The sequence below is a fragment of the Arthrobacter sp. P1_B3 genome, assembly GCF_056406615.1.
Genome location: NZ_JBFTZV010000004.1, coordinates 184,301 through 209,555, shown reverse-complemented (window position 1 = coordinate 209,555; position 25,255 = coordinate 184,301). Strand labels below are relative to the sequence as shown.

General features: G+C 68.9%; 24 protein-coding genes and 1 riboswitch. Of the genes, 15 read left to right on the top strand and 9 right to left on the bottom strand.

What is annotated here, in order from left to right:
- Nucleotides 1–52: 52 nt before the first annotated feature.
- Nucleotides 53–934: a YflT domain-containing protein gene (locus AC1D2F_RS06550; RefSeq protein WP_476966427.1), complete on the top strand. Its 882-nt coding sequence runs from the start codon at nucleotides 53–55 to the stop codon at nucleotides 932–934.
- 91 nt (nucleotides 935–1,025) lie between these two features.
- On the opposite strand, the gene AC1D2F_RS06545 is transcribed toward AC1D2F_RS06550, so the two are convergent.
- Nucleotides 1,026–2,609 (bottom strand): aminopeptidase P family protein, encoded by a 1,584-nt coding sequence (locus tag AC1D2F_RS06545; RefSeq protein WP_476966426.1) that lies wholly within the window; start codon nucleotides 2,607–2,609, stop codon nucleotides 1,026–1,028.
- A 123-nt stretch (nucleotides 2,610–2,732) separates the two neighbouring features.
- On the opposite strand from AC1D2F_RS06545, the gene AC1D2F_RS06540 reads away from it, so the two are divergent.
- Nucleotides 2,733–3,578 (top strand): PHP domain-containing protein, encoded by an 846-nt coding sequence (locus AC1D2F_RS06540; RefSeq protein WP_476966425.1) that lies wholly within the window; start codon nucleotides 2,733–2,735, stop codon nucleotides 3,576–3,578.
- A gap of 110 nt (nucleotides 3,579–3,688) precedes the next feature.
- Here the strand turns inward: AC1D2F_RS06540 and AC1D2F_RS06535 are convergent, their stop codons facing one another.
- The 3 genes from AC1D2F_RS06535 to AC1D2F_RS06525 form a co-directional block, all read right to left on the bottom strand.
- The gene (locus AC1D2F_RS06535) at nucleotides 3,689–4,561 is read right to left on the bottom strand and encodes a DNA-methyltransferase (protein WP_229994994.1); all 873 of its coding nucleotides are present in this window, start codon (nucleotides 4,559–4,561) and stop codon (nucleotides 3,689–3,691) included.
- Nucleotides 4,562–4,569: 8 nt separating this feature from the next.
- Nucleotides 4,570–6,327 (bottom strand): DEAD/DEAH box helicase, encoded by a 1,758-nt coding sequence (locus tag AC1D2F_RS06530; RefSeq protein ID WP_476966424.1) that lies wholly within the window; start codon nucleotides 6,325–6,327, stop codon nucleotides 4,570–4,572.
- A gap of 317 nt (nucleotides 6,328–6,644) precedes the next feature.
- Nucleotides 6,645–8,147 (bottom strand): RNB domain-containing ribonuclease, encoded by a 1,503-nt coding sequence (locus AC1D2F_RS06525; protein WP_364745744.1) that lies wholly within the window; start codon nucleotides 8,145–8,147, stop codon nucleotides 6,645–6,647.
- Nucleotides 8,148–8,185: 38 nt separating this feature from the next.
- Between AC1D2F_RS06525 and AC1D2F_RS06520 the strand changes: the two genes are divergently transcribed.
- The gene (locus AC1D2F_RS06520) at nucleotides 8,186–8,860 is read left to right on the top strand and encodes a ferritin-like fold-containing protein (RefSeq protein WP_476966423.1); all 675 of its coding nucleotides are present in this window, start codon (nucleotides 8,186–8,188) and stop codon (nucleotides 8,858–8,860) included.
- Between the two features lie 96 nt (nucleotides 8,861–8,956).
- Here the strand turns inward: AC1D2F_RS06520 and thiE are convergent, their stop codons facing one another.
- A complete protein-coding gene (gene thiE, locus AC1D2F_RS06515) occupies nucleotides 8,957–9,652 on the bottom strand; it encodes a thiamine phosphate synthase (protein ID WP_476966422.1) in 696 nt (231 codons plus the stop codon).
- Between the two features lie 26 nt (nucleotides 9,653–9,678).
- A riboswitch (TPP riboswitch) is annotated at nucleotides 9,679–9,799 on the top strand.
- Here thiE and thiO point away from each other — a divergent pair.
- The 4 genes from thiO (at nucleotide 9,794) to AC1D2F_RS06495 (ending at nucleotide 12,927) form a co-directional block, all read left to right on the top strand.
- Nucleotides 9,794–11,134 carry a glycine oxidase ThiO gene (gene thiO / locus AC1D2F_RS06510; RefSeq protein ID WP_476966421.1) on the top strand — a complete coding sequence of 447 codons (1,341 nt, stop codon included), beginning with the start codon at nucleotides 9,794–9,796 and terminating at the stop codon, nucleotides 11,132–11,134. Its footprint overlaps the riboswitch before it by 6 nt.
- Nucleotides 11,131–11,367, top strand: a complete 237-nt coding sequence (thiS, locus tag AC1D2F_RS06505) for a sulfur carrier protein ThiS (RefSeq protein WP_229994168.1) — start codon at nucleotides 11,131–11,133, stop codon at nucleotides 11,365–11,367. The genes thiO and thiS overlap by 4 nt, the downstream gene beginning before the upstream one ends.
- A 5-nt stretch (nucleotides 11,368–11,372) precedes the next feature.
- Entirely contained in the window at nucleotides 11,373–12,197 is an 825-nt protein-coding gene (locus tag AC1D2F_RS06500; RefSeq protein ID WP_290369369.1) for a thiazole synthase, read from the top strand.
- A gap of 58 nt (nucleotides 12,198–12,255) precedes the next feature.
- Complete coding sequence (locus AC1D2F_RS06495) at nucleotides 12,256–12,927, top strand: 4a-hydroxytetrahydrobiopterin dehydratase (protein WP_476966420.1); 672 nt, start codon at nucleotides 12,256–12,258, stop codon at nucleotides 12,925–12,927.
- A gap of 30 nt (nucleotides 12,928–12,957) precedes the next feature.
- Here AC1D2F_RS06495 and AC1D2F_RS06490 read toward each other — a convergent pair whose 3' ends face one another.
- The 3 genes from AC1D2F_RS06490 to AC1D2F_RS06480 all read right to left on the bottom strand — a co-directional run bounded on the left by AC1D2F_RS06490 (nucleotide 12,958) and on the right by AC1D2F_RS06480 (nucleotide 14,332).
- A complete protein-coding gene (locus AC1D2F_RS06490; RefSeq protein ID WP_229994166.1) occupies nucleotides 12,958–13,260 on the bottom strand; it encodes a hypothetical protein in 303 nt (100 codons plus the stop codon).
- Nucleotides 13,261–13,380: 120 nt separating this feature from the next.
- The gene (locus tag AC1D2F_RS06485; RefSeq protein ID WP_229994165.1) at nucleotides 13,381–13,605 is read right to left on the bottom strand and encodes a DUF3107 domain-containing protein; all 225 of its coding nucleotides are present in this window, start codon (nucleotides 13,603–13,605) and stop codon (nucleotides 13,381–13,383) included.
- A 61-nt stretch (nucleotides 13,606–13,666) separates the two neighbouring features.
- Complete coding sequence (locus AC1D2F_RS06480) at nucleotides 13,667–14,332, bottom strand: TetR/AcrR family transcriptional regulator (protein WP_414645492.1); 666 nt, start codon at nucleotides 14,330–14,332, stop codon at nucleotides 13,667–13,669.
- A 137-nt stretch (nucleotides 14,333–14,469) separates the two neighbouring features.
- Between AC1D2F_RS06480 and moeB the strand changes: the two genes are divergently transcribed.
- Both moeB and AC1D2F_RS06470 read left to right on the top strand, forming a co-directional pair.
- On the top strand, nucleotides 14,470–15,693 hold the full coding sequence (gene moeB / locus AC1D2F_RS06475; RefSeq protein WP_364745758.1) for a molybdopterin-synthase adenylyltransferase MoeB: 1,224 nt from the start codon (nucleotides 14,470–14,472) through the stop codon (nucleotides 15,691–15,693).
- Between the two features lie 84 nt (nucleotides 15,694–15,777).
- Nucleotides 15,778–16,812, top strand: a complete 1,035-nt coding sequence (locus tag AC1D2F_RS06470; protein WP_364745761.1) for an SDR family NAD(P)-dependent oxidoreductase — start codon at nucleotides 15,778–15,780, stop codon at nucleotides 16,810–16,812.
- Nucleotides 16,813–16,827: 15 nt separating this feature from the next.
- On the opposite strand, the gene AC1D2F_RS06465 is transcribed toward AC1D2F_RS06470, so the two are convergent.
- Nucleotides 16,828–18,192 (bottom strand): glutamyl-tRNA reductase, encoded by a 1,365-nt coding sequence (locus tag AC1D2F_RS06465; RefSeq protein WP_364745764.1) that lies wholly within the window; start codon nucleotides 18,190–18,192, stop codon nucleotides 16,828–16,830.
- Between the two features lie 203 nt (nucleotides 18,193–18,395).
- On the opposite strand from AC1D2F_RS06465, the gene hemE reads away from it, so the two are divergent.
- From hemE to hemC, 6 genes are all read left to right on the top strand, one after another.
- The gene (gene hemE, locus AC1D2F_RS06460) at nucleotides 18,396–19,511 is read left to right on the top strand and encodes a uroporphyrinogen decarboxylase (RefSeq protein ID WP_476966440.1); all 1,116 of its coding nucleotides are present in this window, start codon (nucleotides 18,396–18,398) and stop codon (nucleotides 19,509–19,511) included.
- A gap of 4 nt (nucleotides 19,512–19,515) precedes the next feature.
- Nucleotides 19,516–21,006, top strand: coding sequence for a protoporphyrinogen oxidase (gene hemG / locus AC1D2F_RS06455; RefSeq protein ID WP_476966419.1), 1,491 nt, complete (start codon nucleotides 19,516–19,518; stop codon nucleotides 21,004–21,006).
- Nucleotides 21,007–21,296: 290 nt separating this feature from the next.
- Nucleotides 21,297–22,085, top strand: coding sequence for a hypothetical protein (locus AC1D2F_RS06450; protein WP_476966418.1), 789 nt, complete (start codon nucleotides 21,297–21,299; stop codon nucleotides 22,083–22,085).
- 136 nt (nucleotides 22,086–22,221) lie between these two features.
- Entirely contained in the window at nucleotides 22,222–22,968 is a 747-nt protein-coding gene (gene hemQ, locus AC1D2F_RS06445) for a hydrogen peroxide-dependent heme synthase (protein WP_229994159.1), read from the top strand.
- The gene (locus AC1D2F_RS06440; protein WP_476966417.1) at nucleotides 22,965–24,248 is read left to right on the top strand and encodes a ferrochelatase; all 1,284 of its coding nucleotides are present in this window, start codon (nucleotides 22,965–22,967) and stop codon (nucleotides 24,246–24,248) included. Before hemQ ends, AC1D2F_RS06440 begins: the two co-directional genes overlap by 4 nt.
- Nucleotides 24,245–25,243, top strand: a complete 999-nt coding sequence (hemC, locus tag AC1D2F_RS06435; RefSeq protein ID WP_229994157.1) for a hydroxymethylbilane synthase — start codon at nucleotides 24,245–24,247, stop codon at nucleotides 25,241–25,243. Before AC1D2F_RS06440 ends, hemC begins: the two co-directional genes overlap by 4 nt.
- The last annotated feature ends 12 nt before the right edge of the window (nucleotides 25,244–25,255 follow it).

Here is a 25,255-nt window from a genome sequence, read left to right as displayed (position 1 = left end):
CTTTTAGCTGAATTTCCAGCCGCACACCAGCCGGATAGGTGAGAATGGGCTTATGTCAAACATTTTTGGTCCCAGGGCCGGTGCCCCCAACGGTTCGGACGAGGCCCGAGCCGTCCCGAGAGGCGACGTCGTCGGTTCCTACAACTCCTACCTGGATGCCCAGAAGGCGGTGGACTATCTGGCTGACCAGCAGTTCCCCGTGCAGATGGTGTCGATCGTGGGCAACGAACTGAAGATGGTGGAGCGGGTGACTGGCAGGCTGACCTACCCCCGCGTCGCCCTGTCCGGCGCCCTCAGCGGCATGTGGTTCGGCCTGTTCGTCGGCGTCATGCTGTCCTTCTTCTCCACGACCCCCGGCTATTTCTCGATTGTGACGTCCGTGCTGATGGGTGCCGCGTTCTTCATGCTGTTCGGCATCGTCACCTACGCCATGCAGCGAGGCAAGCGTGACTTCACCTCAACGAGCCAGGTGGTGGCGACCAACTACGACGTCGTGGTCTCCTTCGAGGCCGCCGGCGAAGCGCGGCGCCTGCTCCACCAGCTGCCCATGACGCCGCATGACGCGTCAGGTGCAACGGCCGGCGGCTACGCGCAGCACGACTACCGTCACCAGGAACCGCAGCAGCCCAGCCCGCAGCAGTCCGGGCAGCAGGGCCATGCGCCCCAGCGTCCCGCAGGCTGGAACGATCCGTACGGCCAGAGGACGCCGGAGACCGGCGGCGAGCCAGCCGGACAGTATCAGGGCGGTGTGCCACAGCAGGAGGATGCCGCAGGCCCGGCCCAGACGGCACCGGCCACGGAGGAGACAGCCCGGCCCGCTGGCCGGGTCTCGGGTGTGACCTATCCGGACCTTCCGGACGGCCGCCCGCAGTACGGGGTCAGGGTCACGGACAGCGACAAGCCCGCCCCGGGCCAGGATGGCCAGCAGCACTGATTCCAGACGGCACTAAAAGGGGAGGGTCCCGGATTTCCGGGACCCTCCCCTTTTCTGGTCTAAGCCTTTTTCGGAGCTACGCCTTTTTGATTTACGGCGTCTGGCCGTCCACCTCCAGGTAGATGCCCGCCATCCAGGACTCGACGTCGTCCGCCTTGCGCGGCAGTGCAGCGCTGAGGTTGACGGGGCCGCCGGCCGTCATGAGGACGTCGTCCTCGATCCGGACGCCGATGCCGCGATATTCCTCGGGGATCCCGATGTCTTCACTCTTGAAGTACAGGCCGGGTTCGATCGTGAACACCATTCCGGGCGTGAGCACGCCGTCGAGGTAGAGTTCCCGCTTCGCCTGGGCGCAGTCGTGGACGTCGAGGCCGAGGTGGTGGCTGGTGCCGTGCGGCATCCACCGGCGGTGCTGCTGGCCCTCGGTGCTGACGGCTTCCTCCACGGAGACGGGCAGGAGGCCCCATTCGGCGAGCCGTTCCGCCAGGACGGTGGTGGCTGCGGTGTGGATGTCCCGGAACTTGGTACCCGGCTGGGCAGCGGCAAAGCCGGCGTCGGCGGCGTCGAGCACTGCCTCGTAGACCTTGCGCTGGATCTCGGAGAACTTGCCGTTGGCCGGCAGCGTGCGGGTGACGTCGGCCGTGTACAGGGAGTCGGCCTCGACGCCGGCGTCCAGCAGCAGCAGTTCACCGGCATTGACCTTGCCGGTGTTCCGCGTCCAGTGCAGCACGGTGGCGTTGTTGCCGGAAGCGGCAATGGTGTCGTAGCCGAGCTCGTTGCCTTCCTCGCGGGCCCGGGCGAAGAACGCCCCTTCCACCACGCGCTCGCCGCGGTGGTGGGTCAGCGCCCGGGGAAGAGCCTTCACGACCTCCGTGAAGCCTGCCACGGTGGCGGCGACGGCGGTCTTCATCTGTTCGATTTCCCACTCGTCCTTGAGGAGGCGCAGTTCCGAGAGGGCCTCGGTGAGCTTTTCGTCCAGGGCGTCGAGCACGCTCAGGTCAAGGTTGTCCGGGTCCTTGGCCGTGTTGTAGCGGGCTGTGTCCACGAGGGCGTCGATGTTGTCGTCAACCTTGCGGACCAGCCGGATGGAGATCCCGCCGATTTCGGGCGCACCGACGTTCTTGGTAATGGCGAGTTCGAGTTCGGCTATGTCCGCGGTGGCCAGTCCGAGCTTCGCCTGGAACTCGGCCAGGGTCGGGCGTGCGCCGATCCAGAACTCCCCGGAGCGCGAATCAGCGTAGAACTGCTCGGTGTCGCGGCCGGCCAGTGGGCGGAAGTACAGGGTGGCGTGGTGGTTTCCGCCGTCGTCGCCCGCGCCCTCCGCCACCGGTTCCAGGATCAGGACCGCATCCGGTTCGTGGTCCAGGCCGAGGCCGGTGAGGTGCGCGAAGGCCGAGTGCGGCCGGAAGCGGTAGTCGCAGTCGTTCGAGCGGACCTTCAGCGGGCCGGCGGGGATGACCAGGCGTTCACCTTTGAACTGGCCCGAGATGGAGCGGCGCCGGGCTGCGGCGTGGCCCGCGACGGCGTCCCGTTCGGGGAGCTGTTGCGTGGCCGGCGCCCAGTTGCTGGCCATGAAGGCCTTGAAAGCGTCGGAGGTGGGCCGCTGCGAGCGGTTGTTGACGCGCTCTTCGAGGGGCTCGGAAGCGGAGACTAGGGTGTTATCTGCATCGTTCACCGTCCCATAGTCTCACCAGCGCCGCGGCTTAGGCCAACGGCGCGCTCGCGCTGCAGGGCGGCTGCGGGGCCCTGACACGAAGGAGGCGGGGCTTTGGATCCGGCCATCTACTAGGCTGGTGAGGTGAGGATTGACCTGCATGCGCACTCCAACGTTTCCGACGGCACCCAGGCGCCGGCTGACGTCATGGAGTCCGCAGCCGCTGCCGGCCTCGATGTCATCGCCCTGACCGATCACGATTCCACTGCAGGGTGGGCCGAGGCCGCCGCCGCTGCCCGGAAAACCGGGGTCGCCCTGGTCCCGGGCATGGAGATCTCGTGCCGCACGGCGGAAGGCATCAGCGTCCACTTGCTCAGCTACCTCCACGACCCCGGGCATCCGGGACTGCTTGAGGAAATCACGAAGTCAAAGGATGCCCGGCACACGAGGGCACAGCGGATGGTCACCCTTTTGTCCGAGGACTACCCGCTGACATGGGACGACGTGATCCATCACGTCGCGCCCGGCGCCACCCTGGGCCGCCCGCACATTGCCGACGCGCTCGTCGCCGCCGGCGTGGTGGAGGACCGGGCCGAGGCCTTCGGTTCCATCCTCACCTCACGATCGCGCTACTGGGTCCAGCACTACGCGCCGGAGCCGGCGCTCGCCGTCGAACTCGTCCGTGCAGCAGGCGGCGTCCCGGTGTTCGCCCACCCCGTCGCCTCTGCCCGCGGGCGGATCGTGGGGGAGGAGACCTACCGGGAGATGATCGACGCCGGGCTGGCCGGCCTGGAAATCTACCACCGGGACAATCCGGAGGAAGGCCGTAAGTTCCTGCGCCGCATCGCCGAAAAATACGGCCTGCTGGTCACGGGGTCTTCCGATTATCACGGCACAGGCAAGCCCAACCTGCTGGGGGAGAACCTGACCTCCGCGGAAGTCTTTGCCCGGATCGAGGAACTGGGCACTGGCTCGTCCGTGGTCCGCTGAAGGCCCGCGACCCCGCGTTGCGCTATCACTTTGCGGCCCCTAGCCGCCGGAATAGCCGCCACAAGTGATAGCGCAACGGGCGAAGTGGCGGGTCAGGCCGGGCGGCGGGGTCAGGCCGTCGGGAACGACGTGAACTGCGCCTTCGCGGCCAGGCGCTTGGCCATGACGTCGATGGCCGGCTGGTTCTGGTCCACGCACACGAACCTGCGGTCGAGTTTCGCGGCCACGGATCCGAGCGTGCCGGAACCGGCGAAGAAGTCCAGGCACCAGTCGCCGGGCCGGCTTGAGGCCGCAACCACGCGGCGGATGAGTCCCTCCGGTTTCTGCGTCGGGTAGCCGGTCTTCTCCTTGCCGGTCGGCGAAACGATCGTGTGCCACCACACGTCCGTGGGAAGCTTGCCGAGCTCGCGCTTGGCGGGGGTGACAAGTCCGGGCGCCATGTACGGCTCACGGTCCACCTCGGCGCTGTCGAAGTGGTACTTCGCCGGGTTCTTGACGTAGACAAGGATGTTGTCGTGCTTGGTGGGCCAGCGGTACTTGGCCCGCGCACCGTAGTCGTACGCCCAGATGATCTCGTTCAGGAAGCATTCCCGGCCGAAGATCGCGTCCAGCATGACCTTCGCGTAGTGCACCTCGCGGTAGTCCAGGTGCAGGTACAGCGTGCCGTCGTCGGCCAGGAGCCGCCAGGCCTCCACGAGCCGGGGCTCGAGGAAGGACCAGTAGTCGCTGAACGCGTCGTCGTACTTATGCAGCGCACCCTTGATGGTGTCGTAGGACCGGCCCTTGAACCCGACGCGGTCACCCTCGCCGCCGGCGTTGAGCACCATCTTGGTTTCCTGGCGCCGCTGGACCCTGCCGGTGTTGAAGGGCGGGTCCACGTAAATCAGTGTGAAGGCGCCGTCCGGCAGCGTGGGGAGGTATTCCGCGTTATCCGCGTGAACCACCAGGTTGCTGCCGTCCGGCGCCCAGACGGTGTCAGTCATGGAGGGGATTAGGCCTCGGCGCCGCTCGGCTGTGCGTCGCCGCCGGCCACTACCTCGCCGTTGCGACGGCGGGTGCGGGTCCGGCGCCGGGCACGGGTTGCCCGGTCCACCTCGGTGGGGGCCTTCGCCGTTGCGGCGGCAGCAGTTTCCGGGCCCTGTCCGCTGGCGGTGGACACGGTATCGGCCTCGGCGGGACGGCGACGGCGGTCGCCGGACCGTCCGCCGGCTTCGGCGCCGCTGCGGCGCGAGTCGCGGCCGCCGGTGCGGCTGCCTTCACGTGCACCCTCACGGCCGCCGGTGCGGCTGCTCTCGCGGGCGCCGTCACGGCTGCCCGTACGGCTGCCTTCTCGGGCGCCGTCCTTTGCGCTGCCGCGCGAGTTCTTCTTGCCGGTCTCGCCGAGGTCCTCGAGGACCTCCGCGTCGACGCCGGCGAGCACTCGCTTGTCGCGGGGGAGCCGGCCCTTGGTGCCCGCAGGGATGTCGAGTTCCTCGAACAGGTGCGGCGAGGAGGAATAGGTCTCCACGGGCTCGGGGTAGCTCAGGCCCAGGGCCTTGTTGATGAGCCCCCAGCGCGGCATGTCATCCCAGTCAACGAAGGTCACAGCGGTACCCTTGTTGCCCGCGCGGCCGGTGCGGCCGACGCGGTGCAGGTAGATTTTCTCGTCCTCGACGCACTGGTAGTTGATCACGTGCGTGACGTCGTCGACGTCGATGCCGCGGGCGGCGACGTCGGTGGCGACGAGGACGTCCACCTTGTTGTTGCGGAAGGCGCGCAGCGCCTGTTCGCGGGCGCCCTGGCCGAGGTCGCCGTGGATGGCGGCGGCGGCGAAACCGCGGTCCACCAGTTCCTCGGCCACCTTCGCTGCGGTGCGCTTGGTCTTGGTGAAGATGATGGTACGGCCGCGTCCGCGGGCCTGCAGGATGCGGGCTACCACTTCCACCTTGTCCATGCTGTGGGCACGGTAGATCAACTGGCGGATGTCGCGCTTGGTCAGGCCTTCGTCGTCCGGGTCCGCGGCGCGGATGTGGGTCGGCTGGGTCATGTAGCGGCGGGCCATGGCGATGACCGGGCCGGGCATGGTGGCCGAGAACAGGAGCGTCTGGCGGACCGCGGGGGTACCGGCGATCAGGGTCTCGACGTCCGGCAGGAACCCGAGATCCAGCATTTCGTCGGCCTCGTCGAGGATGACGATCTTGACGTTCTTCAGGCTCAGGTGCTTCTGCTTGTAGAGATCGATCAGGCGGCCGGGGGTGCCGACAACAACTTCGACGCCGTTCTTCAGCGCCTCGACCTGCGGCTCATAGGCGCGGCCACCGTAAATGGTGGCGATGCGGGCGTTGCGCTTCTTGGCGGCGTTCTCGAGGTCCTTGGCCACCTGGACGGCGAGTTCGCGGGTGGGCACAATCACCAGGGCCTGCGGGGCGCCCGGCACGGCCAGCTTGTCGAAGCCGGCGTCGTCACGGCCGACGACGCGCTGCAGCGCCGGGATGCCGAAGCCGAGGGTTTTGCCCGTACCGGTCTTGGCCTGGCCGATGATGTCATGCCCCGCCAGTGCCACCGGCAGCGTCATGGCCTGGATCGGGAACGGGTGGGTGATGCCGGCGTCGGCCAGCGACTCCACGATATCCGCGCGGACGTTGAAGTCGGCGAAGGTCTTTTCGGCAATCTCGTGCGGCTTTTCGTCCGAGATAATTGTTTCTTCGGGCTCGATGGTCTCCGTGCCGGACTCATCGGTCAGAAGCTGGTGCGTGTGCAATTCACTCACAGGGGAGTTTCCTTATTCATTTTGGGCTGCGCTGCTTGCTCAACGGGGCCGGCCGAAGTGGCCGTTCCGGAGCACGCTCAGGCGCGCAAGCATTTCCAGTGGAAGCCGATCGCGGGCTATCTAAATGCTGGCACTGGGGACCAGCGGGTGGATCTCAAGATCGCGTAGGGGCGGGCTTGTTGAATTCGAAAATCATGGAAATCAACGACCGGGCATCCATTTCTACTTCTCCAGTCTAGCTGTACGAGGCCCGGATCCTCGACTGGACCCGTCATCACGCCCCGGGAGCGTGCCGGCTGCGGACTGATAAGGGACTGTCAGCCCACGAGCTCCAGCTGGATTTCGCGTGTGGCGATGTCTGAGGACACCACCCGGACCCGGACTTGCGTGCCCGGTTCCAGTTCGCCGGGGCATCGCGCGGTCACGGCGGGCTCGGCGATCTGGACGATCCCGGACGGGCCGTTTCCGTTGCCGTTGGCTTTGCCGCCGTTCCCATTCCCGTTCCCGCTGCCATTGGTGTTGCTCTTCGCCGGTTTGGGGCCGGAGATGACGACGGCGTCGAATTCCTGGCCGACGTGGTTGACGAGCAGCGCCGCCTCCACGGTGTCCAGCGACAGCCGCTCCAGTTTCGCGGCAAGCTGGTCCGAGGTGCCCATGATGGCCGGGAGGGACGGCAGGGCATCCCGGGCCCAGGCCGGAACTTCGGTGCCGTTGCTCAGGGCCTCGCAGATCACCAGCACGAAGCGGTCGACCAGCCGCCGCAACGGCGCCGTGGAATGGGCGTAGGCGGCGCCGATGGCGGACTGGACTGCGGCTCCCGGCACCGTGCCGTCGAAGTGCGTGTACCCGGCACCGCGGAAAAGCATCCCGGCCGAATGCACAATGGCCAGCTGCCGGGGGTCCGTGGGGTCCAGCGTCCGCAGGTACTCGCCGTAGCGCATTTCCCCGTCCCAGGGCTTGCCGAGAGCGTGGGTCTGGCGGTGGAAGTGCCTCAGTGAAGCCTCATCAGGGGCGGGCATGGTGCGCAGGATGCCGACCTTGCCCTGGAGCATGAGCGCGGCGGCGGCCATCCCGGTCATGAGCGAAATCTGGGCGTTCCAGTCCTCCACCGGCAGCGGCGGGGCCGCCACGATCCGGTAGCCGCCGTCGGGCAGCTGCTGGATTTCCTGTTCCGGCATGTTCAGGCTTGCGCCGCCGCGCAGGCGTTCCAGCTCCACCCGTTTGATGCCTACCTCTTTCAGCAACTGCAGCACGGGCGCCGCGGTGCCGGCGTCGAGCTCGGCCTGGACGCCTTTGTAGCTGAGTTTCGCGCGGCTGCGGACCTGTGCACGGCGCACGAGGACTGAGGTCACCTCTGCCGCGGCGTCGAGCTCGAACTCCCAGACGAACGCCGCGCAGAGCTGCCCGGCGAGCAGGCTGCCGGCGGCCTCGCTGATGATTTCCGGGTGCAGCGGAATCCGGCCGTCCGGAGTGTAGAAGGTCTGGCCGCGGCGCCGGGTCTCGGCGTCGAGCGCGCCGCCCGGGGCGACAAAGGACGGGACGTCGGCGATGGCGTAGAACACCTTGTAGCCGCCGTCGCTCCGTTCGATGAACAGGGCCTGGTCGAGGTCAGTGGACGATGCCGGATCAATGGTCACGAACTCGACATGTGTGAGGTCCAGGTCCGGCAGCTTGTGCTCGGCCACCGCCGCCTCCGCGTCGCGCAACACGTTCTCGGGGAACGGACCGGGAAGTTCCAGCGTGGTGCGCAGCGCCTTGAGAGCCCCGGCAAGCTGGTTCTGCTGCTCGTGGACACTGGGGGTCAGGCGATGATGGGACACGAAAATCAGGGTAGCCCGATTTCCGCTATTAGTCTTGGATGATGAGCGCAACTGCGGACGATCCGGCCCTCTACAACAGCTTCCTGGCGGATCTGCTGGGAGTCATGGCGTACGGCGAGCTTTCTGCCTTCGAACGGCTGTCCTCGAGCGCCCGGTATTCGCCCACGCTGCATGACCGTGCAGTGCTGGGCAGGATGGCCGTGGACGAGTTCCAGCACTACGAACTCGTCCACGCCCGGCTCGAGCACATGGGCCTGGACACGGAGGCTGCCATGCTGCCGTTCCAGCCCTCAGTGGACCACTTCCACGAGCGCACGCGCCCGGCGGACTGGTACGAGGCGCTCATGAAGGCCTACGTGATCGACACGGTCTCCGCTGACTTTTACAGCGCCGTCGGCCGGTACGTCGACGCCGGGACCCGGGAGCTGATCGGGCAGGTCCGCTCCACAGGCGAGTCTACGGCCGTGCTGCAGGAGCGTCTCAAGGCGGCCCTGGCCGATGACCCCCGGCTCGCGTCGCGCCTGGCGCTGTGGGCCAGGCGCCTGCTGGGTGAGGTCCTGACCCACGCCCAGCGGGTCAGCCTTGAGCACGAGTTCCTCGCCGGGCTCTCGGGGCTGGACGACGCCGACGCCAGGGAGCTGGTCAGCGGCCTGACGGCCGAACTCGCAGCGAACCACGCGCGCAGGATGGCAGGGCTGGGGCTGGCCGGGTAGGTCCAGTACCGAGCGCCAGCCGCGGTGCCGGCGAGGTTGCCGGCCAGGGTGGCCGCGGCCCGGAACGCCGGCGGGCTTGCGGGCCGGGGAACCTGCCTAGGATTCCGCAGCGTCCAGCGCCGCCAGCAGTGCACCCGCGGCGTGGGCCGGATCAGCGGCGTCGGTGATCGCCCGGACCACCACGATCCGCCGGGCGCCGGCCTCGACTACCTGCTCGACGTTGCTGAGGTCGACCCCGCCGATCGCGAACCACGGCACGACCCCGTCGACTTTGCCGGTGCCGTCCGCTTCCGCCCGGCCGATTGCCTGGGCGGCGTAGCGCACCAGGTCGAGGCCGACGGCGGCGCGTCCCGGCTTGGTGGGCGTCGCCCACACGGGTCCCACACAGAAATAGTCGAGTCCTTTACGGCCTGGTGAGGCGGCAATGGCGGCGTCCACCTGTTTCGGGCTGTGGGTGGACAGGCCGATCACGGCATCCTTGCCCAGGAAGCCGCGGGCGGCGTCGAACGAAATGTCCTTTTGGCCGATATGGAACACCGGCGCCCCGGACAAGGAGGCGATGTCAGCCCGGTCATTGACGGCCCACAGCCGTCCGTGGCGCTGTGCTGCCGCGTGAAGGACCTCCAGGAGTTCGAGTTCCTCCGCCGCCTCGAGCGATTTGTCGCGCAGCTGGATGATGTCAACGCCGCCTGCGAAGGCGGCGTCAACGAAGTCCTCGAAGTCGCCGCGGTCCCTGCGGGCGTCGGTGCAGAGGTAGAGGCGGGCGGTGGTGTGGAGGGGGTCCTGGCTCATGGCACCAGCCTAGTTCCTCTAAACTGGGCGCATACCGCGGGAGCCCGCAGCAGCCATGTCGCCGCTGCACGGCTGAGAGGGCGTCAGAGCCGACCGCTTGACCTGATCCGGCTAGTACCGGCGTAGGGAAGGAATTTTTTTATGGGCTCACGAGCCGGCCGCGCAGCCGAAGCCGCAAATGACGCCGCTTCCAGAGTTTGTGACGCCGGGCCCGGTACCGCAGGGGACATCAGCGCCGAAGGCATCACCACAGACATCACCGCAGACGTTGCCGTGATCGGCGGCGGCGTGATCGGCCACGGCATCGCGTTCGAGGCCAGCCGCGCGGGCCGGTCCGTGGTGCTGATCGATGATGCTCCCGGCAGCGGAGCCAGCTGGGCCGCGGCCGGCATGCTGGCCCCCGTGAGCGAGCTGCACTACCAGGAGGAGCAGCTCCTGGAGCTGATGCTTGAGTCCTCCCGGCTGTGGCCCGGATTCGCTGCCGAAGTCGACGCCGGTGCGGGGATGGACGCCGGTGCCGGGGGCACGGAATGCCGGGCCGGTACCGGCTACCTGACGACGCCGACCCTGGCCGTCGGGGCCGACGCGGCGGACCGGCGCGCGCTCGCGGACCTGAGGGAAGTCCAGCAGGCCTGCGGCCTCACCGTGGAACCGGTGACAGTGCGCGAGGCGCGGAGCCGGGAGCCGCTGCTGAGTCCCGGCATCTCGTGCGCCTTCGACATCCCGGCCGATCACCAGGTGGACCCCCGCCTCCTGATCGCCCGGCTCGCCGGCGTGCTCGGCACGGAGGGCGGGAGTTTGATCCGGCGGCGCGCGGCGGGCCTGCTGTGGCAGGACGGACAGGTTGCGGGCGTACGGCTGGCGGGTGGCGGTTTCGTGCGGGCCGCAGAAACCGTCGTCGCCAACGGGCTCGGCGCCGCCGGGCTCGAGGAGCTGCCCGCCGGACTGGCGCTGCCGCTGCGGCCCGTCTACGGCGACATCCTGCGCCTTCGCGTGCCCCCGCATCTTCAGCCGCTGCTCACCGCAACCGTGCGGGGCATGGTGCGCGGGGTTCCGGTGTACATCGTTCCCCGCCAGGACGGCACCGTGGTGATCGGAGCCACCCAGCGCGAGGACGGACCGTCGAATCCGCATGCCGTATCTGCCGGCGGCATCTACCAGCTGCTGCGGGACGCCCAGCAGCTGGTGCCCGCGGTCGCCGAGCTGGAGCTGCTGGAAGCCACGGCCCGGGCCCGGCCCGGCACCCCGGACAACGCCCCGTTGCTGGGGCGGGTCGCGCGCCCGGGCGGCGGGGACGTCCCGGGACTGATCATCGCCACAGGTTTCTTCCGGCACGGCGTCCTGCTGACCCCCGCCGCTGCCGCCGTATGCCGGCAACTCATGGACGGGACGCCGGACCCGCGCTGGGCAGGGTTCCGCCCCGACCGTTTTTCCCGCATCCCGGATACGTCCGGAGACAGCCCCAACAAGGAAGCAGCATGAACATCAGACTGAACGGAACGGAGCGGAGCGTCGCCGACGGCGCCTCCGTCAGCACACTCGTCAGCCAGCTCACGGGCCGCAGCATCGGCCCCGACGGCCGGGCTGCAGACGGGGGCAAACTCGGTGTCGCCGTGGCCCGCAATGCCGAAGTGGTGCCGCGCAGCCAGTGGCACGCCACGGCGCTCGCCGACGGCGACGACGTCGAACTTGTCACGGCAGTCCAGGGAGGATGACCAGCATGAACGAGACGACGTTGGCAGGAACACCGGCCGTACCGGTGACCGGGGCGGTGGCCGACCCGTTCGTGGTCGACGGCGTGGAGCTCAGCTCCCGCCTCATCATGGGTACCGGCGGTGCGCCGAGCCTGGACGGGCTGGGGGCCGCGCTCGTGGCCTCCGGGACCGAACTGACCACGGTGGCGATGCGCCGCTATTCGCCGGCCGAGACGGGCTCGCTGTTCCAGCTGCTCGAGGACCAGCAGATCCGGGTGCTGCCCAACACGGCCGGCTGTTTCACCGCCAAGGATGCTGTCCTCACCGCCGAGCTGGCCCGGGAGGCCCTGGAAACGGACTGGGTCAAGCTCGAAGTCATTGCCGACGAGCACACCCTGCTGCCGGACGCAGTCGAACTCGTGGACGCCACCGAACAGCTCGTGGCCCGCGGCTTCAAGGTCTTCGCCTACACCAACGACGACCCCGTGCTTGCCCTCCGGCTCGAAAACCTCGGCGCGACGGCCGTGATGCCGCTGGGCGCCCCGATCGGCACCGGCCTGGGCATCCTGAACCCGCACAACATCGAGCTGATCGTCTCGCGCGCGTCCGTGCCCGTGGTGCTGGATGCCGGGATCGGCACGGCCTCGGACGCGGCCCTGGCGATGGAACTCGGCTGCGACGCCGTGCTGCTGGCCACGGCCGTGACCCGGGCGCAGAATCCCGTGCTCATGGGCGAGGCCTTCAAACACGCCGTCATCGCCGGTAGGCTGGCAAAAAAGGCTGGCAGGATCCCGCGCCGCGAGCATGCGCTGGCGTCCTCGGCGATGGAAGGCCGGGCCGAATTCCTCTGAGTCCGGCCGCTCCCGGTAGGCCGCCAGTCTTGTCGGTCAACCAGTCAAGGAGAGTGTCATGGCAGCCACGGACGACATCCTCACCCGCCCCCAGCTCGACGAAGCGCTGGCGGGCCTGCCGGACTGGCGGTACCGCCTCGGCGGGCTGGTGACCGTGTACACGGCGCCGACGGCGGCCGCGGCACTGGAGCTGATCGCCGCCGTCGGGCGCCTCGCCGAAGAGCAGAACCACCACCCGGACCTGGACTGGCGCTACAACCGGGTCTTTCTTCGCTACAGTTCCCATGACGCCGGCACCGAGGTGACGCCGCGGGACGTCAAAGCGGCGACGGCGGCCAGCGTGGCGGCCGCCGCAGTCGCTGCCACCGCGCAACCGGGGTTGTACCGGACGGTGGAAGTGGMCATCGATTCGGACAATCCCGCCGGGATATCGGAGCTCTGGCGGGTCGCCCTCGGTTACCGCAAGGGCAGGTTCGGGGATCTCACCGACCCCTACGGCCGCGGCCCCTCGCTCTGGTTCCAGGAAACCTCCACCCCGAACGCCAACCGCATCCACCTGGACATCCACCGGAGCAAGGCCGAGTCCGGCTCCGTACTGGAGAAGACCGCGGCTACCGGGGCCTCAATGAACCGTGACCACGCACCCAACTGGGTGGTGGTCACGGATGCGCAGGGAAACCGTCTGTGCCTGTGCACCGAAGACGGCCACGGGCCGGACCTGCCGGCGTAGGGCAGCCCCCCTTGACGGGGTAATGCCCGGTCAGAGCTTCAGGATGGTTGTGAGCCGCTCGGTGTCCTGCCGGGTCCGGGTCTTGCCGAGGTACACGACGGCCGCGATCGAGGCCGCAGTGCCCAGGACCATCGGCAGGATCCACGGGATCCAGGTCAGGCCCGGCTGGTACCCGAGCCCGGCGGCAATGAAGATGATCCAGCTCAGCATGCCGACGGTCGCAGCGACTCCGGCTGGGACGCTGACGCCGTATTTCGTGTGCCGCTTGTCGTTAGCCCACACCACGAAGCCCGCAGCAACGGTCACCATGGCAACCACAATCAGAGAAAGCATTCAGGACACCTCACGCTTGTGAAGAAAACGACAGTGAGTAAACGGTAGTGAAGAAAGCGAAGCGGTACCGAAGGATTCAGCCGGGAAACTGCTCCGACGGCGGCCGCTCGGACGGCGGGGCTAGAGAGCGCCGAAGCCGACGCGGCGGGCCTCTTCTGCTCCGATTTCCACGTAGCCCAGGACATTGGCGGGGACGATCACCAGGCGGCCCTTGTCGTCCTTCAGCCGCAGTTCGCCGCCCTTGGCGATCGCCTCGGCGACTACCTTGGCGACGGTGTCGGCGTCCTGGGTCGATTCGAGGACAAGTTCGCGGCCAATGTTCTGAATACCAATCTTTACTTCCACAGCAAGGCCTCCCAGCCAATCAACGTCCAAAGAATGTCTAAGGTCAATCTCTATTTGTAGTCTAGGTCTCTTTGGGGAAGCGGGAGATTCCGCGCCAAGCTAAACGGTAGATGAGGTCGCTGGCAACATCGAGGTCCAGGTTCCCGTCCGTTTCCAGCCAGTACCGGGCGCTCACGTGGGCCATTCCGGCGAGCCCGCGGCCCAGCAGTTGGGCTTCGAGGTCGGGCAGTTTCGTGTCCTCGGCGATGACGCGCGCGACGGCGTCGGCAAAGGTCTTGTTGAACGTTTCCAGCCGTGCGCTGACGTCGGGATCGTTAATCAGGTCCGATTCGAAGACGAGCCGGTGCGCCTGGTCGTCGTGGGCGATGAAGCGGAAGTAGGCGCGCATGACCGCCTGGACGCGTTCGTCATTGTCTGTGGTGGAATTCAGCGCGCCAAGCAGCAGATCGATCAGCTTGCTGAGGTGGCTGTCCAGCAATGCGAGGTAGAGGTCCCGCTTGGAAGGGAAGTGCTGGTACAGCACCGGCTTGCTGACATGGGCGGTCTCGGCGATCTCATCCATGGCGGCGCCGTGGTAGCCGTTCGCGACGAAGACTTCCTGTGCAGCCGCCAGCAGCTGCGCCCGGCGTTCGTCACGGGGGAGGCGGGCCGAACGCTGTCCGCTCCGCGTCTGTCCGGCCGGCGGCTTGCCGTTCTCGTCCCGCTCCGCCGGTGCCTGATGAACCACTGTCGGCCTTCTTTCCCTTTTCACCCCAATTGCGCGCAATCGCACTCAACTGCACTTGTACTGAACTACCTTGCACTCAATTACACCTTACGCGCGGGTAATATGACCTGGCGGTATCTTGGGGCATAGATTGAAGTATGGCTTCCAAGTTCACCGCTTCCGGTGCCCCCGCAACCCCCCGGCCGCAGCTGGACCCGCGGCCCGGACCGCTGGTTGCTCCGGCAGGGGACCTCAGCCCCGACGAGGTGGAACGCTACTCGCGCCACCTGATCATTCCGGAGATCGGCGCGATCGGCCAGCGGCGCCTCAAGAACGCGAAAGTTCTCGTCATCGGGGCCGGCGGCCTCGGCTCCCCCGCCCTGCTCTATCTCGCCGCCGCCGGGGTCGGCACCCTCGGGATCGTCGATGACGACGACGTCGACCTCAGCAACCTCCAGCGCCAGATCATCCACGGCGTCGCGGATGTGGGCCGGCCCAAAATCGAGTCCGCCCGCGATGCCATCGCCGCCCTGAACCCACTCGTGGATGTCCGGCTCCACAACGTCCGTCTCGACGCATCCAACGCACTGGAACTCTTTGCCGGCTACGACCTCATCCTCGACGGCGCCGATAACTTTGCCACCCGCTACCTCGTCAACGACGCCGCCGCCATCCTCGGCAAGCCCTACATTTGGGGATCGATCTTCCGCTTCGACGGCCAGGTCAGCGTCTTTTGGGAGCAGTTCGGGCCCACCTACCGGGACCTCTACCCGGAGGCGCCGCCGGCTGGATCGGTCCCGTCCTGCGGCGAAGGCGGCGTGTTCGGCATGCTGTGCGCCGCCGTCGGAGCGCTGATGGTGACCGAGGCCGTCAAGCTGATCACCGGCGTCGGCCGGTCCCTGCTGGGCCGGCTGGCGCTCTACGACGCGCTGGGCGGCACCTGGCGCGAAATCAAGGTGGCCCGGGACCCCGAGGCGGCGCGGATCACGGAACTGACCGATTACGAGGCCTTCTGCGGCATCACCCCAACGGCGGATGCGGGTACCGAGCACACAGTGACGGCTGCCCAGCTCGCCACCATGCTGGCCTCGCGCAAGGCCGGCCTCAAGGACTTCCACCTCGTGGACGTGCGGGAACAAGGGGAATACGAGATCGTCCGCATTGACGGGGCGGTGCTGATCCCGCAGGGCCGCATCCTTGCCGGGGAAGCGTGGCAGGAACTGCCCCAGGATGCCGAAATCGTCTTCCACTGCAAGGGCGGAACACGTTCCGCTGCGGTCCTGTCCGCAGCCCGCGCCGCCGGGTACGAGCGCGTCAGCCACCTCGAAGGCGGCATTCTCGCCTGGGTCCGGGACGTGGAACCCGGGAAGCCTGTGTACTGAAGCCTGGACTGAGGCCATCCGGCCGGCCACGTCGCGGCCGCCGATAAACACTCCGCCGAGCGGCGCCCAACGAAAGGCCTGGTCATGAGCGAGGAAACCACCGGGACGTCCCAGCGCAAGATTGGCTCCGGCTTTGGCCGGGATTCGACGGCGGCCGAGGTCATTGCCGGCATCGACCTGGCCGGGAAGACCGCGATCGTCACGGGCGGCTACTCGGGACTGGGCCTGGAGACCGTGCGGGCACTGGCCTGGGCCGGCGCCGCCGTTGTGGTGCCGGCCCGCCGGCCGGAGCATGCCCGGGACGTCCTCGCTGCGGCCGGGCTGACGCCGGCAGTCGAAGGCGGCGATGTCAGCGTTGCTGAACTGGACCTTGCGGACCAGGCCAGCGTGAAGGAGTTCGCCGCCGGTTTCCTGGCCGGTGCTGCGCCCGGCGCTGCGCCTGGCGCAGTCGTCCGTCTGGACATCCTCATCAACAACGCCGCCGTCATGGCAAGTCCGGAGCGGAGGGTGGGTCCAGGCTGGGAATCGCAGTTCGCCACGAACCACCTGGGCCATTTTTCCCTCACCAACCTGCTGTGGCCGGCCCTTGCCGCGGCGCGGGGAGCCCGGGTGGTCTCGCTGTCCTCTACCGGCCACAAGCTCTCGGGGATCCGTTTCGATGACATCAATTTCGACGCCGGCTACGACAAGTGGCGCGCCTACGGCCAGGCCAAGACGGCCAACGCGCTCTTCGCCGTCCAACTCGACGCCCTGGGCCGGGACTTTGGCGTGCGCGCCTTCGCCGTGCATCCGGGCGGGATCATGACCGAACTGCAGCGGCACCTGCCGCGGGAGGAGATGATCGCCGCGGGCTGGATGGACGAGCACGGCACGCTCGACCCCCGGTTCAAAACACCGGCGCAGGGCGCCGCCACCTCGGTCTGGGCCGCGACGGCGCCGGCGCTCGAGGGAATGGGCGGCGTCTACTGCGAGGACTGCGACATCGCCGAAGCCACGGTGCCGGGATCGCCCGAAGCGAGGATCAGGGGCGTGGATGCCCATGCGGTGGACCGGGAGGCTGCCGCACGGCTGTGGCAGGTGTCGGCCGAAATGACCGGGATCAACGCTTTCCCCGGATAAGCCCGCGCGGGGAGGCTACGCGGTTTCGCGGATGTCGCCCGCAGCGGGGCCGAGGTCGCCAGGGTTATGGACAGCGGGGGTGTGGTCCACGGGGCACGCGGCCGCGGAACCGGCAGAACCGGCGGGGGGCTCCACCGTAATGCCGTACAACGCCTCAAGACCGGCAACGTAGGCGTCCTGCTGTCCGTTGGAGGCCAGTTCGCGCGCCCGGACGGTGGGGACGTGCAGCAGTTGTTTCACCATGCGGCGCAGGGCGAATTCGACTTCCTCGGCGGCGGCCGTGCAGCCGTGCCGGGCGCGGACCTTTTCCATTTCCGCGTCCAGGACGTTCATCGTGTGGCGGCGCAAGGCGACGATGGCGGAGTCAACGGACCGTGCCTCGCGCTCCTGCTCGAACGCGCTGGCCGCCCCGGACACGATGCTGCTGGCCTGCTCGAGCGACTCGGCCTGTTCCTGCGGTGCGGCCAGCCGGACGGATTCCAGCGTGAGCAGTTCGACGCCGTCGAGGTCGCCCACCGCGGGATCGAAGTCATGGGTCAATGCGAGGTCGATCGCGATGAGAGCCTGGGGCGAGTTCGCCCGGATCCGGGCGAGGTCGTCCGCTTCGACCCGGCTGTCCGAACCGCTGCAGCCGATCATGACGTCGGCCGCGGCAACTGCGGCCGGAAGAGTGTCCTCGTCCAGGGCCGTGCCGCCCCGGGTGGCGACGAAGCCGGCGGCGCGCCCGGAGGAGGAATAGACGCAGACATCGGTGCAGCCGCGCTCGCGCAGCAGCGACATGGTGGCTCCGGCGTAGGCGCCGGTCCCGAAGACAACGGCTTTCTTGGTGGACCAGTCCGGGTTTTCGGACAGGTCCGTCGCGAGATCGAGCGCCACGGAGACGATGGAAAGGCCGCGCGAACCCAGCGCCGTCTGGGCGCCGACGTCCTTGGCTGTCTTTGATGCGGCCTGGAACAGCCGGACCAGGCCGGAGCTGGCAGTGCCCTCGTGTTGGGCCGTGATCAAGGCCCGGCGTACCTGGCCGGCAATTTCGCGTTCGCCGACCACGGCGGAGTCCAGTCCTGAACTAACCGCGAAGAGGTGCTGGCTGACCTCGGCACCGGTGCGGGTGCTGAAGGCGCGGGAGACAAGTTGATCGTTGAGTCCGCTGGCTCCGCTGATCTGGGTAATGAGGGCTGCCCGGGCGGCGTCGACGGCATCCGGATGCGGGGCTTCGCCGTAGATTTCAAGGCGGTTGCAGGTGGCAAGGACAACGGCACCCGCCACGGCCGGCGATCCGGCGAGGGCGGATGTGGCGAGCCCTGAAGCGCCGGTGCTCAACTGAGCAACGGTTTCGAGGTCGATGTCGGCGTGTGTAGCCACCAATGAAAAAAGAACCACAGCATCACCATCATAGCTTTTTCGTCTCCGTGTAGAACAACTGCCCGGCGTGGGCTCGGGCACGCTGGCCTGTGATTCCCGCCACGGTGCGGCCCAGGATGGGCGTCGTGACAGGCTGTCGTTATCTTTTGGGCACAAATTTGGGCACAATCGAAGGCATGACTCCAAGCGCTGCGGCACGAACCGGCACCACCACATTCAGTATGTCCGAGGGCAGTGCTGCCACCGACGACGCCGTCGTGGATGCCGCCACCGGCGGCCTCGATGCCGGGCACCCGCTGATGGACGGCCGCACCGCGGGCTCCCCGCTGATCACCGCCTACCGCGGCGGCAAGCCCTCCCGCCGTCCTGTCTGGTTCATGCGCCAGGCCGGCCGCTCGCTGCCCGAATACCTCAAGATCCGCGAGGGCGTCGCGATGCTGGACTCGTGCCTGCGCCCGGAACTGGCGTCCGAGATCACGCTGCAGCCGGTCCGACGCCACGACGTCGATGCCGCCATCTTCTTCTCGGACATTGTGATCCCGCTCAAGCTGGCCGGCGTCGGCGTGGACATCGTCCCCGGCGTCGGACCCGTCCTGGACAAACCGGTCCGCACGGCCGCGGACGTCGCCGCCCTGCCGCAGCTGACCTGGGCGGCCCTGGAGCCTATCCGCGAAGCCGTCCGGCTCACCGTGGCCGAGCTCGGCAGCACCCCGCTGATCGGCTTCGCCGGCGCGCCCTTCACCCTCGCCGCGTACATGGTGGAAGGCAAGCCGTCCCGCGACCACCTCGGTCCGCGCACCATGATGCACGCCGACCCCGAGACCTGGACTGCCCTGGCCAACTGGGCCGCGGACGCCTCCGGAATGTTCCTCCGGGCACAGCTGGAAGCCGGCGCCTCGGCCGGCCAGCTCTTCGACTCCTGGGCCGGTTCGCTGGGACTGGCCGACTACCAGCGCTTTGTTGCGCCGGCGTCGTCCCGTGCCCTGGACCACGTCCGGCACCTTGGCGCCCCGCTGATCCACTTCGGCACCGGCACCTCGGAGCTGCTCGTCGCGATGCGCGACGTCGGCGTCGACGTCGTGGGCGTCGACTACCGGCTGCCGCTGGACGAAGCCAACCGCCGCCTCGGCGGCACCGTTCCGCTGCAGGGCAACATTGACCCAGCCCTGCTCGCGGCACCGTGGGAGGTCCTCGAAGCGCATGTCCGCGACGTGATCGCGGCGGGCTCCGCCGCACCCGGGCACGTCGTGAACCTCGGCCATGGGGTGCCGCCGGAGACGGATCCTGCGGTGCTCACGCGCGTGGTCGAACTCATCCACTCCATCGCTCCGGAGTAAGGGCATGGACGCAGGCGCCACCGGGACTGCCTTGGTGGGCACCGCGGTCGTGATCGGGGGCGGGATCTCCGGCCTGCTTGCGGCCCGGGAGTTTGTCCGGGCAGGCGTCCGCACCACCGTCCTGGAGGCCGGGGAGGCCTGGGGCGGCTGCGTCGGCAGCCATACCGTGGCCGGATTGACCTTGGACAGCGGGGCGGAGTCGTTCGCCACCCGCACCGCTGCCGTAGCCGATCTCGCCGCGGAGCTCGGGCTGGCCGGCGAGATCGTCGCGCCGAACCCCGGCGGCGCCTGGGTCCAGCTGCCCGAAGGCCCGCGGGAACTGCCCAAGACCGGAGTGCTGGGCATCCCGGCCAGCCCGTGGGACCCGGAAGTCCGCCGGTCGCTGGGCTTGCTGGGTTCCCTCCGCGCCTCCATCGATGCCGTGCTGCCGGCCTCGCTGGGCACCGGTGCCGCGGCAACGAGCGTGTCAGCCCTGGTCCGCCGGCGGATGGGCAGTCGGGTCCTGGACCGACTCGTGGCACCGGTTGTCGGCGGCGTCCACTCGGCCGATCCCTCGGTGCTCGACGTCGACATGGTGGCCCCCGGACTGCGGGCCGGCATCCGTCAGCACGGTTCCCTCGCCGCCGCCGTCGCGGCCCAGCGCAGGGGAGCGGCGGCTGCCACAGCCGGGTCTGCGAAGGCCCAGTCCGCAGGGATTGCGAAGGCCGGGTCCGCCGTCGCCGGGCTGCTCGGCGGAATGCACACCCTCGTCGCCGCCCTGCTCGCCGATCTGCGTCAGCGCGGCGTCACCCTGCTCAGCGGCACCCCGGCCCGGTCAGTGCAGCGCACGGCCGGCGGCTGGCGCGTCGCAACAGACCAGGCCACCTTCGACGCCGGGGTCCTCGTGGTTGCGGTGGAGGGTCCCGCCGCCGTCGGGCTGCTTGAGGAAACCCTGCCGGAACTTGCCGGCCTCCGCCCCGACGCCGGACCCGATGTCAGCCTCGTCACCCTTGTGGTGGATCTGCCTGCCCTTGACCGGGCGCCACGCGGCACCGGCGTGCTTGTGGCTCCGCAGAGCGCGGGCGTGCAGGCCAAGGCGCTGACGCACGCCACCGCCAAATGGGCCTGGCTGGCGGAGCGGACAGGCCCGGGACGGCATGTGCTTCGGCTCTCCTACGGGCGCGCCGCTGCCCCAGGGGCGACGCCGGGGTCCGGAGGCGGGGGAGCGGCCGCGGCGCCGCGCTCTGATGATGAACTGTTCCGCGCAGCACTGGCTGACGCCTCGGCCCTGCTGGGCGTTTCCGTCAGCGCCGGGGACGTGGCGGACTGGGACGTGGTCCGCTGGGCCGGTGCACTGCCCTTTGCGTCGCTCGGCCACAGGCAGCGTGTCGCGGCCGTCCGGAGCATCTGTGCCGCTGACGGCACGCTTGCCGTGGTGGGCGGCTGGCTGTCCGGCAACGGCCTGGCCGCGATTGTGGCCGACACCCCGGGGCAGGTCCGCACCCTGTTGTCCTGAAGGCCGCTGCCCTGAAGGCTGTTGCCCTCAACGCGGCCGCACTCAAGGCTGCAGCTGTGGGTGCCCCTGCCCTGAACACGCCTGCCTCAGATCGGCTGCCCTGACCCCGGTCCGGCGAGTCCCAAAAGCACCCTCAGTCACACGAATCACAGCTGCTCCAAGGGCACCCTGAACCCCTCCGATCCCGTGGGTTTCCTGCCGCTAATTCGCGGTTTTTGCAAGTTTTTCCTGCAGGTCGATTCCGGCTAGGGTCGATGACCATGGTTATTTTCAGGTCCAAGGTGTCCACAATGAAGACCGGGCGCTATCGGGGCCTTCGACACGGTGCGGCGGCAGTCGCACTCGGGGCCCTGCTGGCTGCCACCGCAGGGGTTCCTGCCTCACAGGCGGCCACGGGGTTGTCCGCGGCGGCGTCCACCGTTCCGTCGACGCAGGGCTCGCTGTCGCTCGGCCTCGATGACGTGCTGAACGGGCTGCTGGGCTCCTCGACGACGCCAAGCCCTTCGCCGTCCGCCGGCTCGGGCGAGTCCACCCCGTCGCAGCCGCCGTCGCACGGCAACAGCCCGGAACCCAGCGACCCGGAGCCCAGCGACCCCGAGCCCGACGAGCCCGAACCCACGGCCCCGAACACCAGCACCCCGCCGTCCAGCACCCCGTCCGCGAAAGCTGCGCCGCCGGCCGGCCCGCCGTCCACAGCCCCGGTGCCGGGAGCGCCCGCCACAGGCGGTTCTGCTCCGGCTCTGCCGGCCACCGGGCAGGCTCCCGGCCAGCCAGCCCTGGGGAGCACGGGCGCCGACYCGGCCGCCGATGCCCAGCCCGGAACCGCTGTGCCGGCCGCGGGCAGCGGTACCGGCACGCAGGCGCCGTCGAAGCCCGCCGCGCCGCGGCCTTCCGCAACCAGTTCAAGCTCGGCCGGTTCGTCCACGGCCCCGGCCAAGGGCCACTCCGGCAACACCTCCCTGCAGGCCACCTCGGCGGTGGAACCCGCCGGGCCGTCCCCGCTGATCGGCTGGGGCATCTGCCTGGTGGCGCTCTCGCTCGGCGCCGGCGTCGCGGTCGTCCGGATGCGCCGGAGCTGACAGACCCGTCCCCGCGGACCGGAGCTGACGGACCCGTCCCCGCGGGCCAGCCTCCCGGTGTGAAATAAAGCACTTCTACGCGTTGTAGAAGTGCTTTTTTTCGACTTAGCTGGGGAGAGGAGGCAGACTGGTATGCATGAGCCACACTTCTGCCGAATCTGTCACTAAAACCGGAATGTCAGTCCCCGGAGAATCAGTCGCCGGGGCACCGGCGCCCGAAGATTCAACTGAGCAGTTCTTCACCCTCTGGACCGTTTTCAAGCGGTCCGCGGACATCTTGCGCGGCGCGGACGCAGCCGAAGACTTCGACGCGCTGATGAAGAGTCTCGCCGACGCCGGCGTCGTCCACCGCGGCAGCTACGACGTCTCGGCGATGCGGGCCGACGCAGACATCATGGTCTGGCTGCATGGTCCCCGGCCGGAAGCGCTGCAGCGGGCAGTCCGGGACATCCGGCGCAGCAAGCTGTTCGCCGGCACGGAGATCGTCTGGTCCGCCATGGGCGTGCACCGCGAGGCCGAGTTCGCCAAGAACCACACCCCGGCGTTCTCCCGCGGTGTGGAACCTGCTGAGTGGCTCTGCGTCTACCCCTTCGTCCGCTCCTACGAGTGGTACCTCCTGCCGGACGCCGAGCGCGGCGCCATGCTCCGCGACCACGGCATGCTGGGCCGCGACTTCCCCCAGGTCATCTCCAACACGGTTTCCTCCTTCGCCCTGGGCGACTGGGAATGGATCCTCGGGCTGGAAGCCCCCGAACTCGTGGACCTCGTGGACCTGATGCGGCACCTGCGGGCCACCGAAGCGCGGCACCATGTCCGGGAAGAAATCCCGTTCTACACCGGCCGCCGCGTCACCGCCGCCGAGATTGCCGAGGTCCTGGCATGAGCCCGCTGGATCCCCAGGAATCCGCAGCCTCAGTAACCGCCGTGAACCCTGTCACCGAGGCCGGCCGGATGGCCCCCAAGGAGTACGACGCCGTGCTCCTCGCCTCCTTCGGCGGACCCGAAGGCCAGGAGGACGTCATCCCGTTCCTCCGCAACGTCACCCGCGGCCGCGGCATCCCCGACGAACGGCTCGAAGAGGTCTCGCACCACTACCGCGCCAACGGCGGCATCAGCCCCATCAACGGACAGAACCGTCAGCTCAAAGCCGGCCTCGAGGCCGAACTTGCCGGCCGCGGCATCGGGCTGCCCGTGTTCTGGGGCAACCGCAACTGGGACCCGTACATCCCGCAGACCCTGCAGGAGATCTACGACGCCGGCCACCGCAAGGTCCTCATGCTCACCACGAGCGCCTACTCCTGCTACTCCAGCTGCCGCCAGTACCGCGAGGACATCGGCATGGCGCTGACCGAAACCGGACTCGACGGCAAGCTCGAGGTCGACAAGGTGCGCCAGTACTTCGACCATCCCGGCTTCGTGGAACCCTTCATCGAGGGCACCGCCGCCGGCATCGCCGACGTCCGCGCCCAGCTGGCCGCGGCCGGCACCCCGGACGCCCCCATGCACATCCTGTTCGCGACGCACTCCATCCCGACCCGCGACGCCGAGGCCGCCGGCCGCTCCGAGGGTGAGCCCCGAGATTTCGAGGAAACCTCCGCCTACGTGGCCCAGCACCTGGCCTCCGGCACCGAGATCATCCGCCGGGTGGAGGCCGAGACGGGCCTGACCGCACCGTGGTCGCTCGTCTACCAGTCCCGCTCCGGCGCCCCGCACGTGCCGTGGCTCGAACCGGACATCAACGACGCCATCGAGGAGCTCGCCGGCCAGGGCGTCAAGGGCATCGTGATTGTGCCCGTGGGCTTTGTCAGCGACCACATGGAAGTGGTCTGGGACCTGGACACCGAGGCGCTGGAGACCTGCGCCAGGCTGGACCTGGCCGCGACCCGCGTCCCCACGCCCGGAACGCACCGCAAGTTTGTCGCCGGGCTCGTGGACCTCATCTGCGAGCGAACCGCCGCGAACAACATCGCGGAGCGGCCGCACCTGACCAAGCTCGGCCCCTGGTATGACGTCTGCCGTCCCGGCTGCTGCGCGAACTTCCGCGGCGACAAGCCCACCATCGCCGGCGCCGACACCATGGTGGGGACCGGACACGATCCCTACCGGGCCGCGCCCACGGCTTCGGGCACGGCTGCGACGGCGGCGGGCCGGGTGACCCCATGACCGTCCGGATCGGCACCCGCGCCAGCAAACTGGCCCTGACCCAGACCCAGCAGACAGCGGACCAGCTGGCCGCTCTCGGCGGGTTCCCTGTCGAGCTCGTCCACATCCGGACCGACGGCGATGTCCTCAAAGGCTCGCTGTCCCAGATGGGCGGCACCGGCGTGTTCGTCGCCGCGCTGCGCGACGCCCTGCTGCAGGACAAATGCGACGTCGCCGTGCATTCGCTCAAGGACCTCCCCACAGGTCCCGCCCTCGGCCTGAGCCTCGCGGCCACACCGAAACGCGTCGACGTCCGGGACGTGCTGTGCGCCCGCGACGGGCTCAAGCTTGCCGATCTGCCCAGCGGGGCGAGCGTCGGCACCGGCTCCCCGCGGCGCGCGGCCCAGCTCCGCGCCGTGCGTCCGGACCTGGACATCCGCGACATCCGCGGCAACGTGGACACCCGGCTGGGGCGCGTCCCCGGCCTGGCGGGCAACACGAACGACGCCGTCGTTGACGGCAAATCCGGCGACCTCGACGCCGTCGTGCTCGCCGCCGCCGGACTGCACCGGATCGGCCGGCTCGACGCGGTCAGCGAGTACCTCGAGACGGACGTCATGCTCCCTGCCGCCGGGCAGGGCGCCCTGGCGATCGAATGCCGCACCGCCGATGCTCCCCGCAGGGCCGGGTCCACGGAGGGCTCCCAGGGCGTGCTGGCGCAGGCCCTCGCGGCCCTCGATGATCAGGACACCCGGCTCGCCGTCACGGCGGAACGCGCTTTGCTGGCCCGTCTGGAGGCCGGATGTGCCGCCCCGGTGGGCGCCTATGCCTACCGCAAGGGCAGCATGCTGTACCTCGAAGCGGTGGTCTGCGCGGTTGACGGCACGGCAACCGTCCGCGACAAGAAGGCCACCGACGGCCTCACCGAGGTCGGGGCAACGCTGCTCGGGATCGAGCTGGCGGAAGTCCTGCTGGCCCGCGGCGCCGCCGACATCGCGGACCTGGCAGCTTCCTGAACAGCGGATTCC

Coding starts and splice junctions, on each gene's coding strand:
- AC1D2F_RS06550 (WP_476966427.1), top strand. CDS start 53: ATGTCAAACATTTTTGGTCCCAGGGCCGGTGCCCCCAACGGTTCGGAC.
- AC1D2F_RS06535 (WP_229994994.1), bottom strand. CDS start 4,561: ATGACTGACACCGTCTGGGCGCCGGACGGCAGCAACCTGGTGGTTCAC.
- AC1D2F_RS06520 (WP_476966423.1), top strand. CDS start 8,186: ATGATGAGCGCAACTGCGGACGATCCGGCCCTCTACAACAGCTTCCTG.
- thiE (WP_476966422.1), bottom strand. CDS start 9,652: ATGAGCCAGGACCCCCTCCACACCACCGCCCGCCTCTACCTCTGCACC.
- thiO (WP_476966421.1), top strand. CDS start 9,794: ATGGGCTCACGAGCCGGCCGCGCAGCCGAAGCCGCAAATGACGCCGCT.
- thiS (WP_229994168.1), top strand. CDS start 11,131: ATGAACATCAGACTGAACGGAACGGAGCGGAGCGTCGCCGACGGCGCC.
- AC1D2F_RS06500 (WP_290369369.1), top strand. CDS start 11,373: ATGAACGAGACGACGTTGGCAGGAACACCGGCCGTACCGGTGACCGGG.
- AC1D2F_RS06490 (WP_229994166.1), bottom strand. CDS start 13,260: ATGCTTTCTCTGATTGTGGTTGCCATGGTGACCGTTGCTGCGGGCTTC.
- moeB (WP_364745758.1), top strand. CDS start 14,470: ATGGCTTCCAAGTTCACCGCTTCCGGTGCCCCCGCAACCCCCCGGCCG.
- AC1D2F_RS06470 (WP_364745761.1), top strand. CDS start 15,778: ATGAGCGAGGAAACCACCGGGACGTCCCAGCGCAAGATTGGCTCCGGC.
- hemE (WP_476966440.1), top strand. CDS start 18,396: ATGTCCGAGGGCAGTGCTGCCACCGACGACGCCGTCGTGGATGCCGCC.
- hemG (WP_476966419.1), top strand. CDS start 19,516: ATGGACGCAGGCGCCACCGGGACTGCCTTGGTGGGCACCGCGGTCGTG.
- hemQ (WP_229994159.1), top strand. CDS start 22,222: ATGAGCCACACTTCTGCCGAATCTGTCACTAAAACCGGAATGTCAGTC.
- AC1D2F_RS06440 (WP_476966417.1), top strand. CDS start 22,965: ATGAGCCCGCTGGATCCCCAGGAATCCGCAGCCTCAGTAACCGCCGTG.
- hemC (WP_229994157.1), top strand. CDS start 24,245: ATGACCGTCCGGATCGGCACCCGCGCCAGCAAACTGGCCCTGACCCAG.